The organism is Spiribacter halobius, from assembly GCF_020883455.1.
Lineage (GTDB): Bacteria > Pseudomonadota > Gammaproteobacteria > Nitrococcales > Nitrococcaceae > Sediminicurvatus > Sediminicurvatus halobius.
Map to the genome: position 1 here is coordinate 1,254,431 of NZ_CP086615.1, position 25,452 is coordinate 1,279,882.

The window sequence follows — 25,452 nt, forward strand, 5'->3', positions numbered from 1 at the left end:
ATGGGGGATTCGATGAAGGACCTGGGGCTTTTCCTGCTCGGTGTCTGGCTCGTCCTGCAGGGGCTGCAGGAGCTGCTGGACCTGCACTTCCGCTACGACGATCTCGCCCTCGGCGTGCTCGGCATTGCCGCCGGGGCGCTCATCATCATCCGGCGCTAGGCGCTCACGGCCTGAGCACGACCTTGGGCGCTGCCAGCCGGCCCGCGTCCAGATCGGCGAAGGCGCCGTCACCGTCCGCCAGCGGGCGCTGCTCGATCCAGTCCAGCGGCCCGAGGGCGCCGGCATGCAGGGCATGCAGGGCAGCGCGCAGGTCGGTGGGCGTATACGTGTAGCAGCCGACGAAGGTGATCTCGGAGAGGGTGAGCTTGCGCGCGTCCATTGCCGAGCTGGCCTCGCCGAGCCCGATATGCACGATGACCCCGCCCGGGCGGACCGCGGCGATTGCCGCGTCGCGGGTCGCGGCATGGCCGACGGCATCCACCACGAGGTGGAAGCGGTCCTCGCCGGGCGGCCCGGCGCTCACCGGGTCGTGTACGGCAAAGCCCAGGCGCTCCATGGCCGCGGCCCGCAGCGGGTTGGTCTCTGCCACCGTCACATCGCCAGCCCCGAGCCAGCGCAGCACCAGCGCGCTCAGCGCGCCGATGGCGCCGCCGCCGATCACCAGGTTGCGGCCCTCGGCGAAGGGGCGGAAGGCGCAGCGCTGGCCGAGGTGGATGCCGTGCAGCGCGGTGGCCGTGGGCTCGGTGAGTGCCGCCGCGTTCAGGTCCATGCCCTCCGGAACGGGAATGAGATTGCGTTCCGGCAGGGTGACGTACTCGGCGAACGCCCCCGGGCGGGCCATGCCGATGAGCTGGCGCTGACGGCAGAGATTCGAGCGCCCGTCCGTGCAGTCCTCGCAGAGGCCGCAGGTGACCAGCGGATTGAGCACTACCCGCTGGCCCCGGTGCGAGCCGTCCACCACCTCGCCGGCCGCCTCGTGGCCGAGCACCAGAGGCGGGCGCCGGCGCGGGTCGGCGCCATGATAGCCATGCATGTCCGAGCCGCAGATGGCGGCGGCGTGCACCCGGATCAGGGCCTCGCCCGGGGCGGGCTCGGGCACCGGCTCGTCGCGCAGCTCGAGCCGGTAGGGTTCGGTGTAGACCAGCGCCTTCATGGTTGCCTTCTCCTCAGCAGGACGAGAACCCGCCGTCGACGAACAGGGTCTGCCCGGTGATGTAGTCCGAGGCCGGGCTCGCCAGGAACCGGGTGACTCCGGCCAGATCCTCCAGCCGGCCGTTGCGCCTTGCCGGCGTATGCGCGGCGAGCGCCGCCGCCCGCTGCTCGTCCTCGAACACCGGCGCGGTGAGCTCGGTGGGGAAGAACCCGGGGGCGATGGCGTTGCAGCCGATGCCGTGCCGGGACCAGGCCTCGGCCATCGCGCGGGTCATCTGCATCACGCCGCCCTTGGCGGTGCCGTAGGGCAGGCTGTCCGGGAAGGCACGGACCGACTGCAGCGAGGCGAGGTTGATGATCCGCCCCCAGCCGGCGGCCTGCATCGCCGGGACCAGCGCCCGGGCGAGGAAGAATGGTGCGGTCAGGTGCAGATCGAGGGTGAGCCGCCAGTCGGCGAGGGTCACCTCGTCCACCGGCTGGCGCAGGTTCACGCCCGCCGCGTTGACGAGGATGGCCGGTGCGCCGAAGGCTTGCGCCGCCGCGGCGGCCACAGCGTCGAGGCCTTCGGCGTCCGCCAGGTCCGCCGCAAGGGTGGCTGCCGCACCGGTTTTCGCGGCGTTGATCCGCTGGGCGGTAGCGCGGAGCTGGTCTTCCCGGCGGGCGACCAGCACCACGCTCGCGCCCGCCGCGGCCAGCGCCTCGGCCATGGTGCGGCCGATGCCGGAGCTCGCCCCGGTCACCACCGCGACCCGTCCTTCGAGCTCGCCCGCCGCGGTCATGCCGAGGCCTCCGTCTCCAGCGGCTCGTCCGGGAAGTAGCGGCGCAGGCGGGCATCACCGGTGCGGGCGTGGGCCTCCATGCCCTCGCCCCGGGACAGGCGGGCGGCGACCCGGGCGACGTCCCGGGTCCCCTCCCGGCTCTGGCGCTGGTAGCTCACGACCTTGAGGAATTTGAGCGCGCTCAGGCCGCCCGTGTAGCGGGCAGCGCCGCGGGTGGGCAGGATGTGGTTGGTGCCCGAGCACTTGTCGCCGAAGGCGACCGTGGTCTCCTCGCCGAGGAACAGCGAGCCGTAGTTGCGCAGTCGCTGCAGCCACCAGTCCTGATCCGCGGCATGCACCTCGAGGTGCTCCGGGGCATAGCGGTCGCTGACCGCTACCGCTTCCTCGCGGTCCCGGCAGAGCACGACCTCGCCGTAGTCGCGCCAGGAGGCCTCGGCGGCGTCGCGCTGCAGCTCGGGCAGATCGGCGATGAGGCCGGGCATGTGCTCCAGCACCTTCCGCCCCAGCGCCTCGTCGGTGGTGATCAGCCAGGCCGGAGAGTCCAGGCCGTGCTCGCACTGGCCGACCAGGTCGATCGCGACCAGCTCCGGGTCGGCGGTGTCGTCGGCGATGATGGCGATCTCCGTGGGCCCGGCGAAGAGGTCGATGCCTACCTCGCCGAACAGCAGCCGCTTGGCCTCGGCGACGAAGCGGTTGCCGGGGCCGACGAGGATGTCCGCCGGGGCGCCGGTGAACAGGCCATCCGCCATGGCGGCGACGCCCTGGACGCCGCCGAGGGCGAGGATGCGATCGGCGCCGGCGCGATCCATGGTGTACAGGATGGCGGGGTGGATGCCGTCCGCCCCCTTGGGCGGCGAGCAGGCGATGACGTTCTCCACGCCGGCGACGCGCGCGGTACCCACGCTCATGATGGCCGAGGCGATATGCGCGTAGCGCCCGCCCGGCACATAGCAGCCGGCTGTGGTCATGGGAATGATGCGCTGGCCGGCGAACAGCCCCGGGCTCAGCTCGGTCTCGAATTCCTGCAGGGAGTCGCGCTGCCGGCGGGCGAAGTCGGTGACCCGCTTGAGCGCGAACTCGATGTCGTCTTTCAGCGTCTCCGGGAGGCGGGCGGCGGCGCGGGTGATGGTCTCCCGGTCCACCACGGGCTCGCCCTCGAAGCCGTCGAGCTCCCGGGCGTAGGCGCGTGCGGCGGCCTCGCCCTCGCTGCGGATGCGCTGCAGCATTTCGCTGACGCGTTCGCTCACCTGCGGCGCCTCGTAGGCGGCGGTGCGGGATGCCTGCTTGATGTACTCAGCCATGACCGATTTCCTCTGTAAGCGTTTACATCGTCAGTTGCGGAGCCTGGTGTCGGTGCCGGGCGCCGGCTAGGACACGGACCACATGGAGAGCGCCGGCACGAAGGCCAGCAGAATGACTACCGCCAGCATCACGAGGACGAAGGGCACGGCGCGGGCGGCGATGCGGAAAATGGACTCGCCCGATATGCCGGCGAGCACGAACAGATTGAGTCCCAGGGGCGGGGTGATGAAGCCGACCCCCAGGGCCGTGATCATCACCACCGCGAAGTGGATCTCGTGCATGCCGATGGACTCGGCCAGGGGCAGCAGCAGCGGCGAGAGGATGACGATGTTGGGGGTCGCCTCCATCACGCAGCCGGCGGCGACGAGGATGCCGATGATGAGCAGCGCCACCAGATACGGGTTCTCGGTGGTCTCGACGACGGCGGAGACGAAGTACTCGGGAATATCCAGGCTGCTGAGCGTCTGTGCGAGCGGCAGCGACAGGGCGATGATGGGGACGATCACGCCGTTGATGCGGGCCGAGCTCTCCAGCGTCTTCGGCACGTCGGCGAGGCTGAGCGTGCCCTGCATGAAGCCCACCGAGGCGGTGGTCATGACCGCGACGGCCGCCGCCTCCGTGGGCGTGAAGATGCCGCTGTAGATGCCGCCGAGGATCACCACCGGCACCATCAGGGCATAGCGCGCGGCCCACACGGTGCGCAGCCAGTGGCCGAGCGCGAAGCGCTTGTCCGCGCGCTCGTAGCCGTGAATGCGGTTGAGCACGGCGTTGGTGATCATGATGGAGATCAGGATCAGCACGCCGGGCACCAGGGCGGCGAGGAACAGGGTAGAGACCGAGATCCCCAGCACAAGCCCGATGATGATGTAGGCGATGGACGGCGGGATCAGGATGCCGGTGCAGGCACCCGCGGCCACCAGCGCCGCAGCGGCCGGGCGCGGGTAGCCCACCTCCACCAGGCGATGCACCGTCATGCGGCCGACGGCGGCGGCACCGGCAGCGTCCGAGCCGGAGACGCAGGCGAAGAAGCCGCAGCCGAGGACGGTCGCCGTGCCCATGCCGGTGCGGATCGGGCCGACGGTGGCCTCTGCAAGATCGAGCAGCCGGTCGGAGAGGCCCGTGCGCACCAGCAGATCCCCGGTGAGCACGAACATCGGGATGGCGAGCAGCGCGAACGCACTGATGCCGTCGAACAGCGCCTCGCCGAAGAGCGACAGCGGCAGGCCGTCGCCGAAGTAGAGCATGCCGACGGTGCCGAGGCCGATGCTCACCCAGATCGGCACCCCCAGCACGAGTAGGCCCACGAGTGCGGCGAGGGGCAGGTAGAAGGCCCAGCCGAGGCCAAGGCCCACCGATACGCTGTTGGCGACGTCCATCGCGCGCTTCCCCCGTTACTTGACCATCTGCCCGGACTGCTGCACCGGCCGGCCGGCGCGGAAGTCGCGCCAGTCCTGCACCAGCGCCTGCAGCACGCGGAAAATCATGAGGCTGAACCCGAGCGGAACAGCGGCGAGAAACCAGGCCTCGCTCACGCGCAGGCCGGCGGTGACCGAGCCGTAGCGCAGGGACGTCTCCAGCGGGCCCCAGGAGTAGATCAGGGCGATCACCGCGAGCAGCAGCGTCATGACGTCGCCGAAGACGTAGAGCGCCCGCTGCAGCCCGGCCGGCGCCATCTGCAGCAGGATGTCGATGCGCAGGTGCGCGCGCTCCTTCACCGCGGCGGCGGCGCCGATCCATGCCAGATAGATGAAGGCGAACCGCGCCGCCTCCTCGCCCCAGACGGACGAGTAGCTGAGCAGGAAGCGGCGCAGCACCTCCGAGGTCACCGTCAGCACGATGAACAGGTAGAAGACCAGTAGCAGATAGCGCTCGGCGTTGCGGTCGATCAGGCGCAGCAGCTTGATCATGTCACGCTCCGGTAAAGCGCGATCCGGGCGCAGGGCGCCCGGATCGCGGTGCCCTTAAACCAGGTCGTCGACGTAGTAGTTGCTGTCGCGCTGAGCGGCCTCGCGCAGGCGCTCGAAGGTCTCCAGCGAGCCCGCCAGGTCCTCCTTGAGGTCGTCCCAGGCGCTGAGCTGGTGACCGCAGGTCTCCCGCCACTGGGCTAGCTCGTCCTCGCTCGGCTCGTAGAACTGCACCCCGGCATCGCGCAGCTGTGCCATCGCGTACGCGCGGGCTGCGGGCACCTTGGCGAGGTTCTGGCGGAAGGTCACCTCGCTGGCCTCGTCGATGCCCGCCTGGACCGCGTCCGGCAGGCCGCGGTACCAGTCCAGGCTGCAGGAGTAGACCTGGGAGTCCGGGATGGCGTTGATGAAGGTCACCCAGGAGAGGACGTCGCGGAAGCCGAAGACGTTGAGCGCCTCAACCGAAGGGTCGAGGGCGTCGGCCACGCCCTGCTTGATGGCGGAGGTAGTCTCGCCCCAGTTGATGGGCGTCGGGTTGGCGCCGGCGAGGCGGTAGAGCCGCTGCATGATCTGGGAGGAGGGCACCCGGAACTTCATGCCGCGCAGGTCCGCGGGCACGCGCACGGGCTCTTCGTAGCCGGTGCGCAGCGCGATGACCCGCGGGTCGATGCACACATACCAGAGCGCCTTGAAGCCCCGCTGCTCGATGCGGGGGTTGACCTCGTTCGCCCAGGGCTCGGAAGTCACCAGATTGGCGAACTCCTGGTTGCGGCCGCACCAGTAGGGGACGTTGATCAGGTCCACCACCGGCGCATAGGGCGAGAAGTTGGAGATCGAGTGCTGGGCGGCCTGGATGGTGCCGTTCTGCACCTTCTTCACCAGGTCCGGCCCGGCGCCGAGGGCCCCGGCAGGGGAGAGGGAGACGTAGACCCGACCGTTGGTGAAGTTCTGGACGTTCTCCTTGAACGCCTGCTGCATGATGGGATAGGAGCGCGAGGCGCCGAGCCGGTAGGCCGTGGCCACGTTCATCGTGTGCTCGGCCTGCGCCTCGCGTTCCTGCTCCTCCTGGGCGTTCTGGGCGACTGCCGCGTCGGAGAACAGCACGCCACCGGCGCTGGCCACCACGGCGGTGGTGAAGCCATAGCGCCCGGCGACTTCGAAGAAACGACGGCGCTCGGCCGAATGCGGCGGGTTCAGAAGATCCCGGATCATCTCTCTCCTCCTGCCCTCTGCGGGGGCTCTGTGGGCTTAGCTTGTCGTGTTCTCTGCGTTCTGCGCGCGCGCCTTCTCCCGGCACAGGGCGGCGGTGATGGCCAGCACGGAGATGGCGCCGACGAGCAGGAACTCCTGGACCGAGGTGAATTCGATCGGTGGACGCCAGCCGTAGCGGAAGCCGAAGCTCGCCATCACCACGACTGCTGCGTAGACCGCCAGGACGAGACCCGCGACCACCGCCAGCCAGAAGCCGGCCCGTGCCCAGTGCTCGCCGTTGCCGGCTGTAGCTGTATCCATCGGCGCACCTCATGAAAGCGCTTACATAAAAAGTAGAAGCTGCGCACGTCGTTGTCAAATGACTATAGTTGAAATGACGCAAAGCAAGGCGGAGCGGGCAGGTGAGCCAGTCGATGATAGGAGCGAAGGGTGAGTAGCGCTTACAGGAAACGTGCGACTCAGCGGGGTGAGGGGGCAGGGCGCTCCGTGCTGCTCGCCGACGTGGCCCGCCATGCCGGCGTCTCCACCGCCTCCGTCTCGCGGGTGCTGAATGCTCCGGAACGCGTCAGCGATGACGTGCGCCGGCGCGTGGAGCGGGCCGTGGCCGAGCTCGGCTACATTCCCTCCGGCGCGGCCCGGGCGCTTGCGAGCCGCGAGACCCGTGCCATGGGGGCGCTGGTCCCGACCCTGAACAACGCCATTTTCGCCAGTGGCATCAACAGCCTGCAGCGCCGGCTCGGGCAGCTCGGCTACGCGCTGCTGGTGGCCTCCTGCGAGTACGATCTCGATGAGGAGCTGCAGCAGGCGCGGACGCTGCTTGCCCATGGCGTCGAGGGCCTCATGGTGGTCGGGAGCGCCCATGCCCCCGAGCTTGACCGGCTGGTCGGGCAGCGGGGTGTGCCGCTGGTGCGCTGCTGGACCTATGACCCGGACGATGAGGTGGCCTGCATCGGCTTCGACAACCGCGCGGCCGCCCGGGGTGTGGCGGAATACCTGCTCGACCTCGGCCACCGCCGGATCGGGATGATCGCCGGCATCCGCCGCGGCAACGATCGCGCCCAGGCGCGCGTGGACGGCGTACGGCAGGCCCTCGCGGCGCGGGGGCTCGAGCTGCCGGCCAAGCGGCTCGTGGAGAGCCGCTACGACGTCGCCGAGGGGCGGCAGGCGCTGCGATACCTGATGGCCGCGCCGGAGCGGCCGACGGCGGTGATCTGCGGCAACGACGTGCTCGCCCAGGGGGCGCTGTTCGAGTGCCAGGCTGAAGGGCTCGCCGTACCGGGGTCGCTCTCCATCACCGGTTTCGACGACCTCAAGATCTCCGCCCAGCTGGTGCCGCCGCTCACCACGGTACGCGTCCCCTCCGCCGAGATGGGCGAGCGCGCGGCGGACTATCTCGTCGAGAGCCGCCGCGGCGCGCCCCTCGTGAACCACGTCGAGGTGGAGACCAGCCTCGTGGTACGCGGCACCACTGCGCCGCCACCCGCCTGAGCGCCGCCTCTCGCCGGCAGCTCCCAGCGAGCGCACCAGCCGAAAAAAAAGAAGGCCGGATGGGGGATCCGGCCTAATCGTCGCTTTGGTCGCGACGCCTCGTCGTTGCTGAGGGTGGGGTAGAGGGATGCTCTCTCGACGAAGTCGGTTGTTGCCTGAACGTCAATGAAGGATCGCGTCTGACCGTGCGGCTGTCAAGGTTTTGTAGGAGTTTTGGCGTCGGCTGTACACCCTGCGGCGAGGCCTGCGGCGGTGGTTGACTTGCCCTTCTCTTGGGGTAGGCTAGGCGAAATACCACAACATATGGTGTCCACAGTGGAAAACCGTGTTGAGATGTTGTGGATAACAGCGATAACTGACTGATGCTCGCGGCATCCGCCGGATCGTGAACAAGGAGATGGAGATGACCACCGCTGCGAAGATTCGCGCCGTACCCAGGACCGTTACCGAGATCCCGATCCAGCCGGCCTCCCAGGACATCTGGGACAAGAAGTATCGGCTGAAGACCAAGGATGGCCGCGTGATCGACGAGACGGTCGACCACACCTATCAGCGGGTGGCGCGCGCGCTGGCGGAGGTCGAGGCGGAGCCGAAGCGCGAGTACTGGTACGAGCAGTTCCTCTGGGCGCTGCGCCGCGGGGCCATCCCTGCCGGCCGCATCACCTCGAATGCCGGCGCCTGGGAGCACAAGCCGGCGACGTCCACCATCAACTGCACCGTCTCCGCCACCATCGGCGACTCCATGGACGACATCCTCGGCAAGGTCCACGAGGCGGGGCTGACGCTGAAGGCCGGCTGCGGCATCGGCTACGAGTTCTCCACGCTGCGGCCGAAGGGCGCCTACGTCTCCGGCGCCGGGGCCTACACCTCCGGTCCGCTGTCGTTCATGGATATCTACGACAAGATGTGCTTCACCGTGTCCTCCGCCGGTGGTCGCCGGGGCGCGCAGATGGCCACCTTCGACGTCGGCCACCCGGACGTGCTCGACTTCATCCGCGCCAAGCGCGAGGACGGGCGGCTGCGCCAGTTCAACCTCTCGCTGCTCATCACCGACGGCTTCATGCAGGCCGTGGAGAACGGCGAGGACTGGCCTCTCGCCTTCCCGATCAAGCCCGAGGAGGCCGAAACCGAGGGCGTCGACGTCAACGACCCCGAGCAGGTGATCTGGCGCGAGTGGCCGAACCGCCACGGCGGCTACCTCACCCGTGAGGACGGCCTCGTCGCCTGCCGGATCTACAAGCGCATCAAGGCCCAGCGCATCTGGGACCTGATCATGACCTCCACCTACGACTATGCCGAGCCCGGGTTCATCCTCATCGACCGCGTCAACGAGATGAACAACAACTGGTTCTGCGAGGAGATCCGGGCGACCAACCCCTGTGGCGAACAGCCGCTTCCGCCCTACGGCGCCTGCCTGCTCGGCTCGGTGAACCTCACCAAGTTCGTGCGCGAACCGTTCACCGAGCGCGCCCACTTCGACTGGGACGAGTACCGCAAGGTGGTCGCGATCTTCACCCGCATGCTCGACAACGTGGTGGAGATCAACGGCCTGCCGCTGCCGCAGCAGCGCAACGAGATCGAGCGCAAGCGCCGCCACGGCATGGGCTTCCTCGGCCTCGGCTCCACCGTGACCATGCTGTGCATGCGCTACGGCGAGCCCGAATCCCTCGCCTTCACCGAGCAGGTGTCGAAGGAGATGGCGCTGGAGGGATGGCGCGAGGCCCTGCGGCTTGCCGAGGAGAAGGGCCCGGCGCCGATCATGGACGAGGACTTCACCGTCACCGAGCACACGCTGTCCTGGCGCCCGGAGATGCGCGCCGACGGCTACAAGCCGGGCGACACGGTGAAGGGCCGGGTGCTCTGGGCGAAGTACAGCCGCTACATGCAGCGCGTCGCGGAGGCGGAGCCGGAGCTGGTGAAGGCGCTCGCCGAGCGCGGCGGGCGCTTCACCCACCACACCTCCATCGCGCCCACGGGCACCATCAGCCTGTCGCTCGCGAACAACGCCTCCAACGGCATCGAGCCGAGCTTCGCGCATCACTACTTCCGCAACGTGATCCGCGAGGGCAGGAAGTCCAAGGAGAAGGTGGACGTGTTCAGCTTCGAGCTGCTCGCCTACCGCACCCTGGTGGACGAGAACGCCCTGCCCAGCATGGAGGCGGAAACCCGCAACCTGCCGGAGTACTTCATCGCCGCGGACGACGTCACGCCGAAGCAGCACGTGGACATCCAGGCCGCGGCCCAGAAGTGGGTGGACTCGAGCATCTCGAAGACGGCCAACGTCCCCACGGACTACGCCTACGAGGACTTCAAGGACATCTACCGCTACGCCTACCAGCAGGGGCTGAAGGGCTGCACCACCTTCCGCTTCAACCCCGAGGCGTTCCAGGGCGTGCTGGTGAAGGAGTCCGACCTCGAGAACACCACCTACCGGTTCAAGCTCGAGGACGGCCGCACCATCGAGGTGAAGGGCGGCGACGAGGTCGAGTACGACGGCGAGATCCACACCGCCGCCAACCTCTACGACGCCCTCAAGGAAGGCTACTACGGCAAGTTCTGACGGGCCGGCGCCGCTTCCTGCCACCGTCAGGAGCGGCACCCCCGCCGCGAACCGGAGCCTGACAGACGATCACCGCGCTGCGCCCCGCAGTGGGACGCAAAGAAGGACGAGGACACACACCATGGCCGTCAAGATCGACAGCAAAATCATTGACTACGAAGTGGCCAGGGCCAATGCTGAGGATGACAAGGCTGCTGCCAGCGCCGGCCCGGACATTGAGCACATGCACGAGGAGTTCCAGCGCCCGGAACGCCTGGAGGGGCAGACCTACAAGATCAAGACCCCGCTCTCCGAGCACGCCCTCTACGTCACCATCAACGACGTGATCCTCAACGAGGGCACCGAGCACGAGCTGCGCCGCCCCTTCGAGGTGTTCATCAACTCGAAGAACATGGACCACTTCCAGTGGATCGTGGCGCTCACCCGCATCATCTCCGCCGTCTTCCGCAAGGGCGGTGACTGCACCTTCCTGGTGGAGGAGCTGCGCAGCGTCTTCGACCCCCGCGGCGGCTACTTCAAGAAGGGCGGCAAGTTCATGCCCTCGCTGGTGGCCGAGATCGGCGACGTCATCGAGCAGCACCTGAAGTCCATCGGCATGATGGAGCCGGAGGGTCTCGACGACCACCAGCGCCGCTTCATCGAGCAGAAGCGCGCCGAGGCCGAGGCCCGCTCCCCGCAGAAGCCCGTCGAGCCCGACTGCGACGACAGCACCGACCAGTACCCCCCGGGGGCCGAGCTCTGCGCCAAGTGCCACACCAAGGCCATGGTGGTGATGGACGGGTGCCTGACGTGCCTCAATTGCGGGGAGTCGAAGTGCGGGTGAGCTAGGTATGCACCCGGCGATCGAAGTTGTTCACGTACCGAGAAGGCGCAATTTGAACCCCATAAGTTGCACTGCAATGATTCTTATGGGGTTTTTGGCCTCTGAGTTTTGGGCGGCCCTGGCGCAACGACCGCCGGTACTACCCGGAGGCCTGGCAGGGGCCCACCTGGCCGACCACAGTGGACTTCTTAGCGCGACGGGACGCGCTCGCGGTGCCAGTCCGACTGCCCTGCATCGCCTGTGCAAGCCCCGGTCGCCATTCGTCCTTGGCAGGCGGGCTTTTTCGCTCGCCTTGTTAGCCCAAAGTCCTGCAGGCCGGCGCCGTCGCCTCCAACCAGGGGTGTCCAAGAAACCGAGAGCGGTTCAGTAGCCAACAGCGAGTTTTCAATGCGTGGACGGGAGTCGTGTACGTCAATGGCCGTGCTCTCTTCCCGAAGGCAATTCAAATATGGAGAACGGGTTCCCTTCCATCGTATTACACCCGGCCAGCAGCATAGTCAGGACCGGCATCAGAAACCACTTGCGACTATTCATGTTGCGCTCCTGAAATCCGGGGACAGGGAATTCTACCGACCTCAAATTTAGTAGTGTGAGCTCGCGTTTACGCACTTAAATCAGCCAACGCGTTGTCCGGCCGAAGTCGATAATCCGTTGGGCACTGCACTGGGGAAGTCCAAGGCGACGAGTCGGTCGGTAGGCAGAGGAGTGGCTGAGAGCATAACGCAAGGCGTGTGCGGGTACGGGAAACGACTACTGTCGGACCAGAGGCCATTCGTTCTGCCTATACTCGTGGTGGCCGGATGCCGGTTAGGGAGGTCGACGCCATGGTCGCGCCCGCTGTCCGGCGACTGCTCTGGGTCGCCTGCTGTCTTTTGCTTCCCGTCCAGCACGCCATCGCGGACACGCTCAGCGCTTCCTGGGCCGGAGGCGAGCGGGGCGTGAGCGCACGCTTCGACGGCTTCTGGTCCGCGCAGCGCAACGCGCTGCGCCTGGACCGGGGCTGGCTCTACGCACGCAACGATGCCGATTGGCTTTACCTGTTCGTCGACCTCACGGCGGACACCGGGCCGGACCGTGGCTCCGGCCGGGACTACCTGTCGCTGGTTTTCGACGTCGACGGCAACGGCCGGATCACCCAGGACCGCGACATCGCCTACGGCATGTACCGCGACAGCATTCGTCTGGGGTTGCAGCGTTTTCACGGACCCGGACGGTTCACGGGTCTGCAGCCGACACGCGCCAAGCTGGCGGCGGGCTTCGGCCCGAGCGCGGCCAGCCAACGGCCTCATCGAGTCTGGGAGCTCGCGATCCCGCTCGCCGAGATCGGCGCGAAGGCGGGCGGCGGCGTGCGGCTCGGCCTCCGGCTCCACTCGGCCGATCCACAGTTCACCGAGGAGCGCCCGCCCGGCCTGCACAGCGATTTCGCGAATCTGCTCCGAATCCAGCTCGCCGGGCCGCCGATGATCATGAGCGTGATTACCGCGCGGCCGGATCTCGCCATGCCCCAGTCCCAGCGGCCGAGGATCGGCGCCATCGTGGGGCGTGTGGATTCTTCGGTTCTGCGGCGACTGCAGCCACGGGTGGTGCTCGTGCCGGGCGACGCTGGCCCGAGCCCGGACTGTCCGCTGCCGGAGGGCGAGCCGGTGGACCGCCGGATCGCCGAGGGCGGCTTCGTGGAGCTTGTCTACGCCAACAGGTCGAGCAAGCGGCGCGGGCAGGGCGGCTGGACCGTGTACTGCCCGGACGGCAGTGAGGCCCCGATCCGGGCCCTGTTCAGCACCCAGATCCCGCCCACGCTGCCGCCCACCCTGCCGGACGGTGCCACGGCGGAGTGGCTCGACTACCACGGTAACCGCCTGCTCGGCATCATCACCGGTCTGGTCGGCGACCCGGACATGGTGCAACGCTATCTCGACAGCGAGGGTGAGGACTGGAGCATCTACCGGCGTATCCAGGGGCGCGGCGACACCATCAACTACCTGGTGGCGGAATGATGGTGCGGTTGCTGTTCGTCTCGCTGCTGCTGGCGAGCGTCGCGACCGCGGTCACCGCCGAGGAGCCGGCCCGATCCGATGCCGACGAGGTGCGCGAGCGGTTCGAGGCGCTGATCGCGGCGCGCGAGGCCGAACAGTCGTCGGGCGGTACGGGCAACATGCCGCCGCTCGGGAGCCCGCTGCTCTCGGGCGACATGGAGTTCTCGGCGGAGAACGAGGCACTGCAGCAGGAGGCGATCGGCGCCTACTTGCGGCATGTGATGACGAGCAACGAGCACCAGCTGCGGGTCTTCCGCTGGCAGCTCCTGTCGTCGAAGATAATCTTCGGGGTTGTGGTGCTCCTGGTCGGCTCCGGGATCTACTTCGCGGCCGTGCAGTTTCACCATGGGCTGCGCGAGGGCGGGGGTGAAGCGGGCAGCACAGAGTTCGAGGCCTCAGCGACGGGTGTCCGCGTCAGCTCACCGGTCCTCGGCGTCATCATCCTCACCATCTCGCTGGCGTTCTTCTACCTCTACCTCGTGCACGTCTACCCGATCGAGTTCGTCGGGACATAGACGGGTGGAACGCTGGGCTGGGCGCCTGACTTCAGGCCAGCGCCGCACGGGTTGGACACACCAGCGCGCATTTGATGATCTTGGTGGGGAGCTTGTGTGTGGAGGCATGTCAGCGACGGTACCGTGTGATGGAAACCAGCGAAGTCGCGGCCAACGATGCGCACAAGAACCTCTGTGCGGGAGACTTCCAGACCCGGCGGCGGCGCAGCCTCCGGTGCCGGCTCGGGCGACGGATGCAGGGAGTCCGCATCCTCCAGCGCGAGGATCCCAAGCGGCCGCCCGATAACCTCCTCGGCCTGACGTAAAGCAAAGCTGACCACCGTGACATCGCGAGACGACTGGCTTCGTGCCCATCTGCCGGATCGGGGTGCCGTCGCCTTTGCGACACGCAGTCTCATCGCCATGGCGCTCGCGATGGCGGTGGCGAAGATGATGGGGTCGCGTCTTGACATATGACATCAGCGCGAATGTGGAGGCGGAGGCCGAGTGAGTGCAGACGGTTCGGTCGACTCGATGACGTTCTGGCCGCTTTTGGCCGGGCGGCGTCGCCCGGGTGGTGCAGCCGGAGGGGAGATCCTACAGGTTAGGGGGAGAGGCGGGAGATGGCGAGTTTGGGGCCGTCTGTGGGCGCGCCCTCGCGCTCTTGGGCTGGCTGCGTCGGACGCCGGCATGGGTGGCTTCTCGGAGGCGCTCTGTGGTCGAGCGCACTGGAGCACTGGCTACCGCGGTCGCTCGCCCCGGCGCGGAACCGGGCGCGACTGCGGGGCTACACTGAGCGGCGGTGGAGTGCGTTCCCGCGCCGGGGCGGGAGGGAGTCAGGATGCAGCCGAGAATCAGCATGATTACCCTCGGCGTCAGGGACCTGGAAGCATCGGTCCGGTTCTACGAGCACGGGCTTGGGCTGCCGAGGATGGATTCACCGCCGGAAGTGGCCTTCTTCACGCTGAACGGCAGCTGGCTGGCGCTCTACGGCCGCGAGGCGCTGGCGGAGGATGCGGGGATCGCGCCGGACGGCAGCGGCTTTGCCGGCATTGCAATCGCTCACAACGTGAAGCCCGAGGCGGCGGTGGACGAGGTCATGGAGCAGGCCGCCGCGGCCGGCGCCAAGCTCGTGAGGGCGCCCCGAAAGGTCTTCTGGGGCGGCTACTCTGGCTACTTCGCTGATCCCGACGGCTACCTTTGGGAGGTCGCCCACAATCCCCTGTTCTGGATCGGGCCCAAGGACGAAGATGCGTGACGAGCAGGGACTCCGGGCTGGTCAGCGTCACTGGTCGATCTCCGGGGGAGCACCGTCATTGGAGCCGCAGTAATGGGGGCAGGGCAGCCGATGGTCATTGTCACCGGCGGAAGCCGGGGAATCGGTGCGGCTACCGCGCGCCTGGCGGCGCGGCGCGGTTATGCGGTCTGCATCAACTATTACCGCAATCGCGAGGCGGCCGAGGGCGTGGTCGACGAGATCACGGCCAACGGCGGGCAGGCGCGGGCGTTCGCGGCGGATGTGGCCTCCGAGGCCGATGTGCAGGCTTTGTTCGAGCAGGCGGAAGAGGCGCTCGGGCCGGTGGCCGCCCTGGTCAACAATGCCGGCGTGCTCGAGCAGCAGTGCCGCGTGGAGGACATCGATGCCGCGCGGTTGACCAGGATACTCGCGACCAACGTGACCGGCGCGTTCCTCTGCTGCCGGGAAGCGGTGCGGCGCATGTCGACGAGGCACGGCGGTCAGGGGGGTGCCATCGTGAACGTCTCCTCGGCGGCCTCGCGTCTGGGGGCGGCCGGAGAGTACGTCGACTACGCGGCATCCAAAGGGGCAATGGACACCTTGACCATCGGCCTGTCCCGTGAGGTTGCAGGCGAGGGGATCCGGGTTAACGCCGTGCGTCCGGCATTCATATACACCGACATGCACGCCGACGGCGGAGAGCCGCGCAGGGTCGATCGCCTGAAGGCATCTTTGCCCATGCAGCGCGGTGGGCAGCCGGAAGAGGTCGCCAACGCCATCCTTTGGCTGCTGTCAGATGAAGCCTCCTACGCAACCGGGAGTTTCATCGAGTTGGCGGGTGGCAGGTAGCGACCCAGAGCTGACAGTCGCGCAGATGCTGTATTGTCGGAACCAACATTGGACGACCGTCTCTGTCTTAAGCGTGACCAACTTGTGGCCTAGTACACCGATGGTGACGTCGAGAAAGCCGCGTTAGGCTGTCAATACATACCCGAAATCCACGGGGCGGCGAACCAGACGGCCAGAACTAGAGCGCAGTAAGGCCACCGGATATTAGGTTAGTTTGGATATTGCACACCAATGGGTAAGGACATCTCCGGGCCACAGAGAAAACTGCTCAAGAAATTCAATGGAGAGGTGCGGCGCGCGCGACACTTGGAAGATCTGATAATCCGTAGAGGTTACTACACAGACGGAGGCCGGTCTGGGCCGTTCCGCAGACTCCGAGTGACGGAGCAGCGAGACATTGCGGAGTACATAGCGTTCGAAGCAGCAACTGGATTTGAGCACTTCTCGCGCGAGGTTTTCATTTTGGCCGCCCGTAAACAGTACGGGGTACAACCTTCGCGGGCTGAATACATAATGGGGACAGTCGACCGGGGCCTCAGCGGCGTTACTGGCTGGGGGGCTCCAGCACAGGTTAAGAAGCGGGCGAACGCACTGTTTGGCCGTAAGCATTTCATGGCGAAGCTCGAAAGGGAGCTTCCAACCGGCTGCTATGAGGTGCTGATCCATGCGCACAAGATTCGAAACCGTATCGCGCACCAGGCAGGTCGTCAGTCACCCAATATGGAGAATACATACAGTTTCGCGGGGGTTCCGCGGGGGACTCGGAGTGGGCTCAGTATGGGTAGGCTCCTGCTTGACTATCAGGCGCCAGCTCCTGTGAGTCGGCAATTACTGAGGGCGATACTTTGTTCTTATCGAGCATTTAGCGCACTGGTGGCGCGACGACTTTGAGCTAACCAATCACCAAAACGCATGCCCCAAAGCAGCGCCGCTTAGTGCAGACGTTATGTTTGAGTCGGCTAGTAGATGATTTACTTCTCAGCAAAAAGCGATCTTGCCTTCCTTCAAGGCTTCAAATCAGACGCTGAGACCTTTCTGCGTGCTGAGGGCGGGGAAATCCGAGCAACAGACGTAAACCGAATCAATGAAGAGTTCGTCCAACATCAACAGCGCCGCCAGAGACTGGCAAGGGGTACGCCCCGCGCGAAGCGGATCGCTAGATCATTGGGGGCACCGGTAGATCTTGTCTCCTACCCCGCGCCAGCCGTTGGTGGCCCGATCGTCCGTGTCAATACAATTGACGCAATATTGGTCAATGATGGTCATGAACGGATACCAAACAAAAGAATACTGGACGCACTGGAGCAAGCCTTAGGAGAGTGTCAAGAGCAAGTTCGGAAGGAGTTTCTGCAATTAGTCAATCCTCTTTATTGGTTTTCGCGAGTTATACGGCTTATATTGAGGCTGCCGTTTCTTGCCTTGGAAACCGCTGGATTCCGGCCTGAGACATTCGAGAAGAGTCTTGCAGGAAAATTTGTTCGCCTAATCGAAATTTTGACAATGACGGCGGGCTTACTCTATCTAGGATTCACCAGAGTCGAACTAAAGGAACTCGTTAGCCGTTGGCTTCAATGACATAGAACAAGGTCGTCGATCCGGGGCAGCCAACCCGCTGGTGCCCTTGGGGCGCAGCTCATGGGTCATGGCTTACGTTAGGTTGCTTGCCTCTAGCCGCAGAGAGGGGCGACTTGGCTCTTGATTACTGTGCCGCACTGGGCGAATCTGCGGCATAGTGCATAACACTTACAACGAACGCGTGCGGAAACGCTAATTAAAAAAATAAGCAGTTGCATGAGTGGCGACTATCAGTGGCCATCGTACTATCCATCTGCCTGCCCACCCGGCAGTGCGGAACCAACGGACTGCGATGTGTAGCGGCTGGTGAGCGAAGACGGTCCAACAAATGCGGACTTCGTGTGCCACAAGCTCCTCTACCCAAATAAGGAGTGGGGCGGTAAGGAATGCCAAGCCTGTGGACTCTCCGTGCATACTACTGAAGATGGCGGGGAACGCCTTAGGCGCCGCATCCCAGCACTTCGCAAGAAACATACTACGGTCGCTCGCTTAAGCCCTCGGCATGGACTATTGCAGCACACCCCGAGTCGGATGGACGGAGCACACCATACGTGGTTGCTTCCTCTGTCGCTGCGGGAACCCTCCACGCTTTTCACTCCTCTAGCCCATCAGGCGGCGACGTCAGGAATATCACGCCGCACACGGCTCTGTTAGGGAGTATTGAAGTAGACAAGCTCTTCGAGCGCGATGATGGGGTCGCGTCTTGACATATGACATCAGACCGAATGTGGAGGCGGAGGCCGAGTGAGTGCAGACGGTTCGGTCGACTCGATCACGTTCTGGCCGCCTTTGGCCGAACACAGTCTTGTATTCGCGTGGCGAGAATAAGGTTGGTTGCAGTCAACACGGTATTTCAGTTGATGCCGGTTGGCTCGTTTATACACTCAGGGTGCGTCAGACGCCAAGGCGCGAGGGATGCGAGCGTCTGTCGTGGGCGTTTACGGGAGGGCGTTTCGGCCTATGCACGTGCAATGGACGGCTTGCGGACCGAACTGCTTCCAGGCAGGGAACCGGAGGGCGGGCACGCGCCGTAATTGACGTTGATTGACGGTGGTCACGTCGATGCTTGGGTGATTTGCGGGTTTCTAGGAGCGCCAGAAGGCGGGAGTCAGGAGCACGACGAGAGTGAAGACCTCCAGTCGGCCGAGCAACATACCTGCGATGCCAAGCCACTTGGCTGCGTCGGGCACGGTCGCGAACGTTGTCGCCACCTCGCCCAGCCCCGGGCCGAGCAGGTTTATGGTGGCAATGACGGCCCCGAAGGCGCTCACGAAGTCGAGTCCGACCGCCATCATGAGTCCCGTCAGCACGAGAGAGGCGAGGACGTAAAGCGAGTAGAAACCCCACACGGATTCCATCACGGCGTCGTCCACCGGGCGATTGCCAACCTTGACCGAGCGGGTCGAGCGGGGGTGTATCAGTAGGAAGGTCTCGCGCTGTCCTTGCTTGAATAGAAGCATGATGCGGAAGACCTTCATGCCACCTGAGGTGGAGCCGGCGCAGCCGCCAATGTAGGAGATGACGGCGATCAGCAGCGGTATGTAAAGCGGCCAGGACGGAAAGTTCGCCGTGCCGTAGCCGGTGGTGGTAATGACCGAGATCACCGTGAAGGTCGCATCACGCAGTGCGTCTACGGGATCCAGGTAGGTACCGGTGACCACCAGCGTCGCCGCGATGAGCAGGGAAAAGGCCGCCACCAGGATCAGGAAGACGCGCACCTCCGGATTACGCCAGTACGCGAGCGGGCTGCGTCCACGCCAGGCGACGAAGTGCACGGCAAAGTTGATGCCGCCGAGCAGCATGAAGACGTTGGCGACCAGCTCCACCGGTACGCTGTCGAAGTGCCCGATGCTGGCGTCATGCGTGGAGTACCCGCCGGTGGCGACGGTAGTAAACGCATGGGCGATGGCATCGAAAGCCGTCATGCCCGCGAACCAGTACGCCACGGCACACAGCCCAGTCAGCGACACGTAGATTAGCCACAACATGCGCGCCGTCTGCATGATGCGCGGCGCGAGCTTCTCCTCCTTCATCGGGCCAGGCATTTCGGCGCGGTAGAGCTGCATGCCGCCAACGCCGAGCATCGGAATGATCGCGACGGCGAGTACCACAACCCCCATGCCACCGAGCCACTGCAGCTGCTGGCGGTGATAGAGCAGGGACGGCGGTAGATCGTCGATGCCGGTGAGTACCGTGGCGCCGGTCGTGGTGAACCCCGAGACGGACTCGAACACAGCGTCCGTAAAATCCAGATGCGGTCCGAGCATGAATGGCAGCCCACCGAAGACCCCAAGCACGAACCAGAACAGGGCGACGATGAGGAAGCCGTCGCGGGTGCGCAGATCCGACGACAGGCGCCGCGTGGGCAACCAGAGCGCGAGACCCGCGAACAGCGTGACTGCCAGGGTGACAAGGTGGATTGCTGTCTGGCCGTCGCCGCTGAGGAGCGAGACGAGTAGCGGCGGCAGGCTGGAGAGGCTGAACAGCGTCACCAGCCGCCCCACGATTCCCGCAATCGTCCCCCACTGCATCGGTTGGCACCCGCCATCTGAGGGCCCGCGGTACGGGCCCGTGCTGCACTGCGGCGCAGCGTATCGCCGGCGGGCGTAAAATCTCCGTAAAGATTGCGGCGGCGCGGTCGGGCCCGCGCTAGCCTGTGCGCGGCGACTGGAGGTCGATACGCAGATGGCGGCTCCCAGCCACGAAGTCGGGCATGACCACAGGCGCCATGCGCTGCCTCGTCCCGGCGCGGGTGCCGGGATGGGCTATCGCTATGGCCTGGCGCTCGCCACGGTGCTGCTGTGCGTGCTGCTCGGGGCTCTGCTCGAGGCGGCGCTGCCGCTCCATCCCGCGAATCTCTCGCTGGTGTTCCTCACGGGCGTGCTCATCGTTGCCGCGCGTACGGGGCTTGCCCCGGCACTGCTGACGGCGGTGCTTTGCTTTCTCGCCTACAACTTCTTCTTCACCGAGCCGCGGGCCACGTTCAAGATCTATCACGCTGATGACGTGGTCATGGTGTTCCTTTTTCTGCTGGTGGCCCTGATTGGCGGGGATCTGGCCCACCGGCTGCGTATCCAGATGCTGGCGTTGCAGGCGGGCAGCGCGCGCAGCGCGGCTTTGCTGTCGCTCAGCCAGCGGCTTGCCGAGGCTCCGCATGAACAGGCGGTATGCGAGGTCGCCGCCGAGGAGATGGCGGGCCTGGCTGGCGCCTCGGCGGTGGTCTTCACCGGGGATGCGCGAGAAGAGCTGCACCTGGTAGCGTTCGCCCCGGAAGACCGATATCCCCCGGAGGTGCTTCGTGAAGCTGCGTATGCGGCAGCGCGCACAGGAGCACCGCAGGCCGTGCCGACGCAGCATGGAAGTGAGGCGGGCTGGCGTGTGATCCCGCTCGCCGTCGACGGCTTGGTGCATGGCGTGCTGGCGATCGAGTCTACCGAGGCGCCGGAGGGGTACGAGGAGAGCGGGCGGATACTGGTAGAAGCGGCCGCCAACCAAGTCGCTTCGACCCTCGCGCGTGCCCGACTTGCCGCCGGGCTCGAAGCGGCGCGGGTGGCCGAAGGGGCGGAGCGCCTGCGGGCTTCACTCCTGGCATCGGTCTCCCACGACCTGCGCACGCCGCTTGCGTCCATCATCGGCTCGGCCAGCACGCTGCGGGAACTCGCGCCACGCCTGTCGGACGAGCATCGCCAGGAGCTGCTCGACGCGGTTCTAGGGGAGAGCCGGCGTCTGGACCGTTACATCGGCAACCTTCTCGAGATGACCCGCCTAGGCGATGGCGCCATGCGCCTGGAGCGGGACTGGAGCACGGTTGAGGACCTGGTCGGTGCGGCGCTGCGCCGCACTCGTGACGTGCTCGGAGAGACTCCGGTGCGCCGCCGCATGCCGAAGGACCTTCCGCTGCTTTATGTCCACCCGGCGCTGATCGAACAGGCGCTGGTCAACGTAATCGAGAACGCAGCACGCTTCTCGCCGTGTGACGGGGTGATTGAGGTGAGCGCAAGGCGTATCGATGACCGCGTGCGGATCGAGATCACGGACGAAGGACCCGGTATCCCGTTGGATCTGCGCGAGAGGGTTTTCGAGCGATTCTTCTCTAGCGGTGGAGATGCCGGCCACCAGGGAACGGGGCTCGGTCTCGCCATTGCGCGGGGGATGGTGCTAGCGCATGGCGGGGGTATCGAGATGCGTGATGGACCTGATGGGCGTGGAACCACAGCGGTTATCGAGCTGCCGGTGCCCAAGCATTCCGGGCATCCGCCCGTGGAGATGGATTCGTGAGCGGGGCGGGCTCGGCCGCGGCACCTCGGATACTGGTCATCGACGACGAGATCCAGATCCGTCGATTCCTGCGCATCAGCCTGGCCAGCGAGGGCTATGAGGTGCTGGAAGCATCCAGTGGTGAGCGTGGGATCGAGCTTGCCGCTACCGGCCTGCCGGCGCTCGTGATCCTCGATCTCGGTTTGCCCGGGCAGGACGGCCAGGAGGTTCTTAGCGCGATCCGGCGGGAGGCGGCTACGCCGGTACTGGTGCTGTCAGTGCGCGGCGGCGAGCGGGACAAGGTTCGGGCGCTCGATGCCGGCGCCAATGACTACGTCACCAAGCCGTTTGGTCTGGAGGAATTCCTTGCACGGGTGCGCAATCTCTTGCGCGTCCCGCAATGGCAGATTCCAGGCGATGGCGTCTACGACGATGGTCAGTTGCGGATCGACCTGCAGCGGCGGCGCGTCACTGCTCAGGGGGTGTCGGCGCGGCTGACGGCAAAGGAATACGAGGTGCTTCGACGCTTGATGGCGCAACCGGATCAGGTCGTGACCCAGGGGCATCTGCTGCGAGAGATCTGGGGGCCGACCCACGGCCGGGATACCCACTATCTGCGGATCATCGTGGGACGACTGCGCCAGAAGCTCGGTGATGATCCGACCGAGCCACGCTATATCCACACCGAACCGGGGGTCGGCTATCGGCTTGCCTTCTCTCTCCAGGGAATTTCCGTTCCGACGGCGACTCTGACGTCCGATCACGGGGGTACCACATCGAAGGAATAGGCACCTCGAAATCCGGCGAGCCGACAGTAACGGGACACCACCTGCACCATACAGCGACCAAAGGGAGTGGCTGCGCCATTGACGCCCACTTCCTGGATTGATCGAGAGGCCAGCGTTAGGCCGAGCAGTTGCGTGGAGTCCGATTGTGCATTCGAGCAGTGGACCTCACGCCGACCGACCGGTGCTGGCCGACGAACAGAACCGACCCGGAACATGCCGGTCGGGGCGCACAACGAGCTTACCAAGTCTCCATATGCCGGGCTGATCGCCGTCATCGACTACAAGCCGGCCAAAGACACGCGCCGAAGCCAACCGGCGACGGATACGAGGTAGCAGGTCTCGTGGCTCTCGAGAGTTTGGCCTGGTGGACTAGGGGACCGGCTCTGATCGCTGCGTCGACTCGGCACCGCCGTCCACCTGGCACTCAGGGAAGCCGGGGACACTGATGGGAGCTACCCGCCGCCGCAACGGGTGGCCGTCAGGCTCCTCTAACGGCGTTTCTATGCCGCACATTTCCTGTGACGGCTCGAGAGCATGTCCCAGATGGATACGCCGAATACCGCGGCGAGCCCTGCATAGAAGAACAGCTCGCTCATGGTGATTGCACCGATGAGGATCAGCACAGGCCCGACGAGGCCAAGCGCCGAGCGGTGCCACTGCCGGTGTCTGAAGTACCCGAGAACATTGATCACCACCAGAAGCACCGCGATCGCCGGAATGACGACGCTCACCAGGGCGCCCTCGAGCGGCCTGAGGAAGCCCAGGCCAACAGCGGCCCCAAATCCCGCCAGCGCCGGGAAACACACCGAACAACCCGCGCCGGCAAGCAACGTCGCCCCGAAACCGAACTTGTCACCCAGGCGTGTTGCAGCATCCAGTATGTTGTTTAACATGGTAATTTACTCCGATCGTCACCGATAAGCTCAGCCCGCACAGCAAGACAACCTGGCGACGTCCCTCGAGAAAGTCTGGGCGCAGAGCTTGATGCCTTCGGCCATCGTCAGGTAGGGGAACAGCTCGTTGGCGAGGCTCTCGACGGTCATGCGGTTGCGGATGGCTAGTGCCGCGGTCTGGACGATCTCGCCGCCGTTGTGGGCCACGACCTGGGCACCGACAAGCCGACCGGTACCGGCCTCCGCGACCAGCTTGATGAACCCTCGGGTATCGAAGTTGGCCAGGGCGCGAGGGACGTGCACCAGGTCGATCCGGCGGGCATCGGCCTTGATGCCATGATCCTCCGCCTCGCGTTCCGTCAGCCCGACGGTCGCCACCTGAGGGTCGGTGAACACCACTGCGGGCACCACCGAGAGGTCCAGCTCCGCATCCCCGCCGGCCATGTTGATGGCGGCCCGTGTGCCGGCGGCCGCGGCCACGTAGACCAGCTGCGGCATCGTTGTGCAGTCGCCCACGGCGAAGATGCCCGGGGTGGAGGTGCACAGGTGGCTGTCCACCACAATGGCGCCGCTGTCATGGGTCTGCACGCCGGCCGCCTCCAGGTGCAGCGTCTGCGTGTTCGGTTGCCGACCAGTGGCCACCAGCAGCCGCTCGGCCGTTAGGGTGTCGCCGCCGAGGGCAAGCCGAAAGCGCACGCCGTCGTGGTCGACCCGCTGCGGGGTGGTGTGCGTGAGCACGCGAATCCCCTCATCCTCCAGCGCCGCCTGCAGCACGGCGCCCACCTCCGGATCATCCCGGCTGAGCAGCTTGCGGCGGGCCAGGATCGTGACCTCGCTGCCCAGCCGCCGGTAGGCCTGGGCGATTTCCAGGGCCACGAACGAGCCGCCGATCACCAGCAAGTGCTCCGGGAGTTCATCGGTGAACAGCGCCTCGGTGGACGTCCAGTAGGGCGTCTCGCCGAGCCCGTAGAGCGGGGGAACGGCCGGAAAAGCCCCCGTGGCAATGAGGATGCGGTCCGGTTGCAGGCGCTTCACCGCGCCCGAGGGCTCCTCCACGGCCAGCGTGCGTGCATCCTCGAACCGCGCGCGCCCGGCGAGAAACTCGATGGCCGGTTCATCAGCCAGGATCCCTTCGTACTTGGACGCGCGCAGTTCTTCGACGCGGCTGCGGAGCTGTGCCAGCAGTGCGCTACGGTCTATCGGGCCGGCATCGCGGGGAATGCCGCCGAAGGGATGATGAGACCGTCGATGGTGCAGCTCCGCGGCCCGCAAAGTGATCTTGGAGGGGACGCAGCCGACGTTCACGCAGGTGCCGCCGATGGTGCCCTCCTCGATCATGGTCACCCGGGCGCCTTCCTCGGCGGCGCGGATGGCGCCGGCGAACGCGCCGCCTCCGCTGCCGATGATCGCGACATGGGCCGGTGCGGAGGGAGTTCCCGGGGCTGGCGTTGCCCCGGTGTCGTTGAGACGCGTCGCGTCATATCCGTCGGCACTCACGCCCTCGACCCACTGCTCGCGAGAGATCGCACTTCGTGCCTTAACGGTTGTTCGCCTCCGCATACGTCGCCTCTCCCGGTTCGTTGACGATCTTGAGGGGACGGTAGACCCTGTAGCTGCTACAGGGTCAATGCGGGAACTCCCTATGGAACGACGAATAGGGCAGTTGGCGAGGGAGACCGGCTGCCAGGTCGAAACCATTCGCTACTACGAACGCATCGGCGTCCTGCCGCCGGCGGCGCGGGCGTCGAACAACTACCGTGTCTATGACGACAGCCACTGCCGTCGCCTGCTGTTCATCCGGCGGATGCGAGACCTCGGGTTCTCGCTCGAGGAAGTTCGTGCCTTGCTGAGAATGATCGACGGCGGCAACTACACCTGCGCCGAGGTGCAGGCGCTCGGCCAGCAGCACCTGAATGCAGTGCGCGACAAGATCGCTGATCTGCGCCTCGTGGAGGACGCGCTGGCGGACCTGCTCGGTCGATGCACCGGGGCCGAAACGCCGGATTGCTCGATGCTGGAGGCGCTTTTCGTGACCTGCGAAGCAACAGCAAGCAACGGTGGCTCTGCCGAGCCATCGATGCCACGAGCCGGTGGTTGACGGTTATA

22 protein-coding genes are annotated in these 25,452 nt (G+C 66.0%); 12 read left to right on the top strand and 10 right to left on the bottom strand.

Annotation, left to right across the window (positions count from 1 at the left end; all coding sequences use genetic code 11):
- Positions 1–12 precede the first annotated feature (12 nt).
- Positions 13–159, top strand: a complete 147-nt coding sequence (locus tag LMH63_RS05725) for a hypothetical protein (RefSeq protein WP_199225596.1) — start codon at positions 13–15, stop codon at positions 157–159.
- A 4-nt stretch (positions 160–163) separates the two neighbouring features.
- On the opposite strand, the gene LMH63_RS05730 is transcribed toward LMH63_RS05725, so the two are convergent.
- From LMH63_RS05730 to LMH63_RS05760, 7 genes are all read right to left on the bottom strand, one after another.
- Positions 164–1,153 (bottom strand): zinc-dependent alcohol dehydrogenase, encoded by a 990-nt coding sequence (locus tag LMH63_RS05730; RefSeq protein WP_109676586.1) that lies wholly within the window; start codon positions 1,151–1,153, stop codon positions 164–166.
- Positions 1,154–1,166: 13 nt separating this feature from the next.
- On the bottom strand, positions 1,167–1,931 hold the full coding sequence (locus LMH63_RS05735; protein ID WP_109676584.1) for an SDR family NAD(P)-dependent oxidoreductase: 765 nt from the start codon (positions 1,929–1,931) through the stop codon (positions 1,167–1,169).
- Positions 1,928–3,232 carry a histidinol dehydrogenase gene (gene hisD, locus LMH63_RS05740; protein WP_109676582.1) on the bottom strand — a complete coding sequence of 435 codons (1,305 nt, stop codon included), beginning with the start codon at positions 3,230–3,232 and terminating at the stop codon, positions 1,928–1,930. The genes LMH63_RS05735 and hisD overlap by 4 nt, the downstream gene beginning before the upstream one ends.
- Before the next feature lie 66 nt (positions 3,233–3,298).
- Positions 3,299–4,609: a TRAP transporter large permease gene (locus tag LMH63_RS05745; RefSeq protein WP_109676580.1), complete on the bottom strand. Its 1,311-nt coding sequence runs from the start codon at positions 4,607–4,609 to the stop codon at positions 3,299–3,301.
- A 15-nt stretch (positions 4,610–4,624) separates the two neighbouring features.
- Positions 4,625–5,140, bottom strand: coding sequence for a TRAP transporter small permease (locus LMH63_RS05750; RefSeq protein WP_109676578.1), 516 nt, complete (start codon positions 5,138–5,140; stop codon positions 4,625–4,627).
- A 54-nt stretch (positions 5,141–5,194) separates the two neighbouring features.
- The gene (locus LMH63_RS05755; RefSeq protein ID WP_109676576.1) at positions 5,195–6,349 is read right to left on the bottom strand and encodes a TRAP transporter substrate-binding protein; all 1,155 of its coding nucleotides are present in this window, start codon (positions 6,347–6,349) and stop codon (positions 5,195–5,197) included.
- Positions 6,350–6,385: 36 nt separating this feature from the next.
- On the bottom strand, positions 6,386–6,649 hold the full coding sequence (locus LMH63_RS05760) for a hypothetical protein (protein ID WP_109676574.1): 264 nt from the start codon (positions 6,647–6,649) through the stop codon (positions 6,386–6,388).
- 186 nt (positions 6,650–6,835) lie between these two features.
- On the opposite strand from LMH63_RS05760, the gene LMH63_RS05765 reads away from it, so the two are divergent.
- The 8 genes from LMH63_RS05765 (at position 6,836) to LMH63_RS05800 (ending at position 17,408) form a co-directional block, all read left to right on the top strand.
- Complete coding sequence (locus LMH63_RS05765; protein ID WP_109676572.1) at positions 6,836–7,837, top strand: LacI family DNA-binding transcriptional regulator; 1,002 nt, start codon at positions 6,836–6,838, stop codon at positions 7,835–7,837.
- Between the two features lie 403 nt (positions 7,838–8,240).
- Entirely contained in the window at positions 8,241–10,397 is a 2,157-nt protein-coding gene (locus tag LMH63_RS05770; protein WP_109676570.1) for an adenosylcobalamin-dependent ribonucleoside-diphosphate reductase, read from the top strand.
- Between the two features lie 121 nt (positions 10,398–10,518).
- Positions 10,519–11,220: a TSCPD domain-containing protein gene (locus LMH63_RS05775; RefSeq protein ID WP_109676568.1), complete on the top strand. Its 702-nt coding sequence runs from the start codon at positions 10,519–10,521 to the stop codon at positions 11,218–11,220.
- 824 nt (positions 11,221–12,044) lie between these two features.
- Entirely contained in the window at positions 12,045–13,214 is a 1,170-nt protein-coding gene (locus LMH63_RS05780) for a hypothetical protein (protein ID WP_109676566.1), read from the top strand.
- Positions 13,214–13,768, top strand: coding sequence for a hypothetical protein (locus tag LMH63_RS05785; RefSeq protein ID WP_109676564.1), 555 nt, complete (start codon positions 13,214–13,216; stop codon positions 13,766–13,768). Before LMH63_RS05780 ends, LMH63_RS05785 begins: the two co-directional genes overlap by 1 nt.
- 820 nt (positions 13,769–14,588) lie before the next feature.
- On the top strand, positions 14,589–15,005 hold the full coding sequence (locus LMH63_RS05790) for a VOC family protein (RefSeq protein ID WP_109676563.1): 417 nt from the start codon (positions 14,589–14,591) through the stop codon (positions 15,003–15,005).
- 90 nt (positions 15,006–15,095) lie between these two features.
- The gene (locus LMH63_RS05795; RefSeq protein ID WP_229332734.1) at positions 15,096–15,833 is read left to right on the top strand and encodes an SDR family oxidoreductase; all 738 of its coding nucleotides are present in this window, start codon (positions 15,096–15,098) and stop codon (positions 15,831–15,833) included.
- A 966-nt stretch (positions 15,834–16,799) separates the two neighbouring features.
- Positions 16,800–17,408, top strand: a complete 609-nt coding sequence (locus LMH63_RS05800; protein ID WP_146205171.1) for a hypothetical protein — start codon at positions 16,800–16,802, stop codon at positions 17,406–17,408.
- Positions 17,409–18,493: 1,085 nt separating this feature from the next.
- Here LMH63_RS05800 and LMH63_RS05805 read toward each other — a convergent pair.
- On the bottom strand, positions 18,494–19,939 hold the full coding sequence (locus LMH63_RS05805; RefSeq protein ID WP_109676559.1) for a TrkH family potassium uptake protein: 1,446 nt from the start codon (positions 19,937–19,939) through the stop codon (positions 18,494–18,496).
- A gap of 229 nt (positions 19,940–20,168) precedes the next feature.
- Here LMH63_RS05805 and LMH63_RS05810 point away from each other — a divergent pair, with 229 nt between their 5' ends.
- Positions 20,169–21,686 (top strand): sensor histidine kinase, encoded by a 1,518-nt coding sequence (locus LMH63_RS05810; protein WP_158280297.1) that lies wholly within the window; start codon positions 20,169–20,171, stop codon positions 21,684–21,686.
- Positions 21,683–22,453 carry a response regulator transcription factor gene (locus LMH63_RS05815; RefSeq protein WP_199225594.1) on the top strand — a complete coding sequence of 257 codons (771 nt, stop codon included), beginning with the start codon at positions 21,683–21,685 and terminating at the stop codon, positions 22,451–22,453. The genes LMH63_RS05810 and LMH63_RS05815 overlap by 4 nt, the downstream gene beginning before the upstream one ends.
- Positions 22,454–22,953: 500 nt before the next feature.
- On the opposite strand, the gene LMH63_RS05820 is transcribed toward LMH63_RS05815, so the two are convergent.
- Together LMH63_RS05820 and merA are read right to left on the bottom strand one after the other, a co-directional pair.
- Positions 22,954–23,346, bottom strand: a complete 393-nt coding sequence (locus tag LMH63_RS05820; RefSeq protein ID WP_109676555.1) for a MerC family mercury resistance protein — start codon at positions 23,344–23,346, stop codon at positions 22,954–22,956.
- Positions 23,347–23,376: 30 nt separating this feature from the next.
- The gene (gene merA / locus LMH63_RS05825; RefSeq protein WP_439654542.1) at positions 23,377–24,843 is read right to left on the bottom strand and encodes a mercury(II) reductase; all 1,467 of its coding nucleotides are present in this window, start codon (positions 24,841–24,843) and stop codon (positions 23,377–23,379) included.
- A 145-nt stretch (positions 24,844–24,988) separates the two neighbouring features.
- On the opposite strand from merA, the gene LMH63_RS05830 reads away from it, so the two are divergent.
- Positions 24,989–25,444, top strand: coding sequence for a MerR family transcriptional regulator (locus tag LMH63_RS05830; RefSeq protein WP_109676551.1), 456 nt, complete (start codon positions 24,989–24,991; stop codon positions 25,442–25,444).
- The last annotated feature ends 8 nt before the right edge of the window (positions 25,445–25,452 follow it).

Excerpts from the sequence above, each read along its gene's own strand:
- LMH63_RS05725 (WP_199225596.1), top strand. The coding sequence starts at position 13 with ATGAAGGACCTGGGGCTTTTCCTGCTCGGTGTCTGGCTCGTCCTGCAG.
- LMH63_RS05730 (WP_109676586.1), bottom strand. The coding sequence starts at position 1,153 with ATGAAGGCGCTGGTCTACACCGAACCCTACCGGCTCGAGCTGCGCGAC.
- LMH63_RS05735 (WP_109676584.1), bottom strand. The coding sequence starts at position 1,931 with ATGACCGCGGCGGGCGAGCTCGAAGGACGGGTCGCGGTGGTGACCGGG.
- hisD (WP_109676582.1), bottom strand. The coding sequence starts at position 3,232 with ATGGCTGAGTACATCAAGCAGGCATCCCGCACCGCCGCCTACGAGGCG.
- LMH63_RS05745 (WP_109676580.1), bottom strand. The coding sequence starts at position 4,609 with ATGGACGTCGCCAACAGCGTATCGGTGGGCCTTGGCCTCGGCTGGGCC.
- LMH63_RS05750 (WP_109676578.1), bottom strand. The coding sequence starts at position 5,140 with ATGATCAAGCTGCTGCGCCTGATCGACCGCAACGCCGAGCGCTATCTG.
- LMH63_RS05755 (WP_109676576.1), bottom strand. The coding sequence starts at position 6,349 with ATGATCCGGGATCTTCTGAACCCGCCGCATTCGGCCGAGCGCCGTCGT.
- LMH63_RS05760 (WP_109676574.1), bottom strand. The coding sequence starts at position 6,649 with ATGGATACAGCTACAGCCGGCAACGGCGAGCACTGGGCACGGGCCGGC.
- LMH63_RS05770 (WP_109676570.1), top strand. The coding sequence starts at position 8,241 with ATGACCACCGCTGCGAAGATTCGCGCCGTACCCAGGACCGTTACCGAG.
- LMH63_RS05775 (WP_109676568.1), top strand. The coding sequence starts at position 10,519 with ATGGCCGTCAAGATCGACAGCAAAATCATTGACTACGAAGTGGCCAGG.
- LMH63_RS05780 (WP_109676566.1), top strand. The coding sequence starts at position 12,045 with ATGGTCGCGCCCGCTGTCCGGCGACTGCTCTGGGTCGCCTGCTGTCTT.
- LMH63_RS05785 (WP_109676564.1), top strand. The coding sequence starts at position 13,214 with ATGGTGCGGTTGCTGTTCGTCTCGCTGCTGCTGGCGAGCGTCGCGACC.
- LMH63_RS05790 (WP_109676563.1), top strand. The coding sequence starts at position 14,589 with ATGCAGCCGAGAATCAGCATGATTACCCTCGGCGTCAGGGACCTGGAA.
- LMH63_RS05795 (WP_229332734.1), top strand. The coding sequence starts at position 15,096 with ATGGTCATTGTCACCGGCGGAAGCCGGGGAATCGGTGCGGCTACCGCG.
- LMH63_RS05800 (WP_146205171.1), top strand. The coding sequence starts at position 16,800 with ATGATTTACTTCTCAGCAAAAAGCGATCTTGCCTTCCTTCAAGGCTTC.
- LMH63_RS05805 (WP_109676559.1), bottom strand. The coding sequence starts at position 19,939 with ATGCAGTGGGGGACGATTGCGGGAATCGTGGGGCGGCTGGTGACGCTG.
- LMH63_RS05810 (WP_158280297.1), top strand. The coding sequence starts at position 20,169 with ATGGGCTATCGCTATGGCCTGGCGCTCGCCACGGTGCTGCTGTGCGTG.
- LMH63_RS05820 (WP_109676555.1), bottom strand. The coding sequence starts at position 23,346 with ATGTTAAACAACATACTGGATGCTGCAACACGCCTGGGTGACAAGTTC.
- LMH63_RS05830 (WP_109676551.1), top strand. The coding sequence starts at position 24,989 with ATGGAACGACGAATAGGGCAGTTGGCGAGGGAGACCGGCTGCCAGGTC.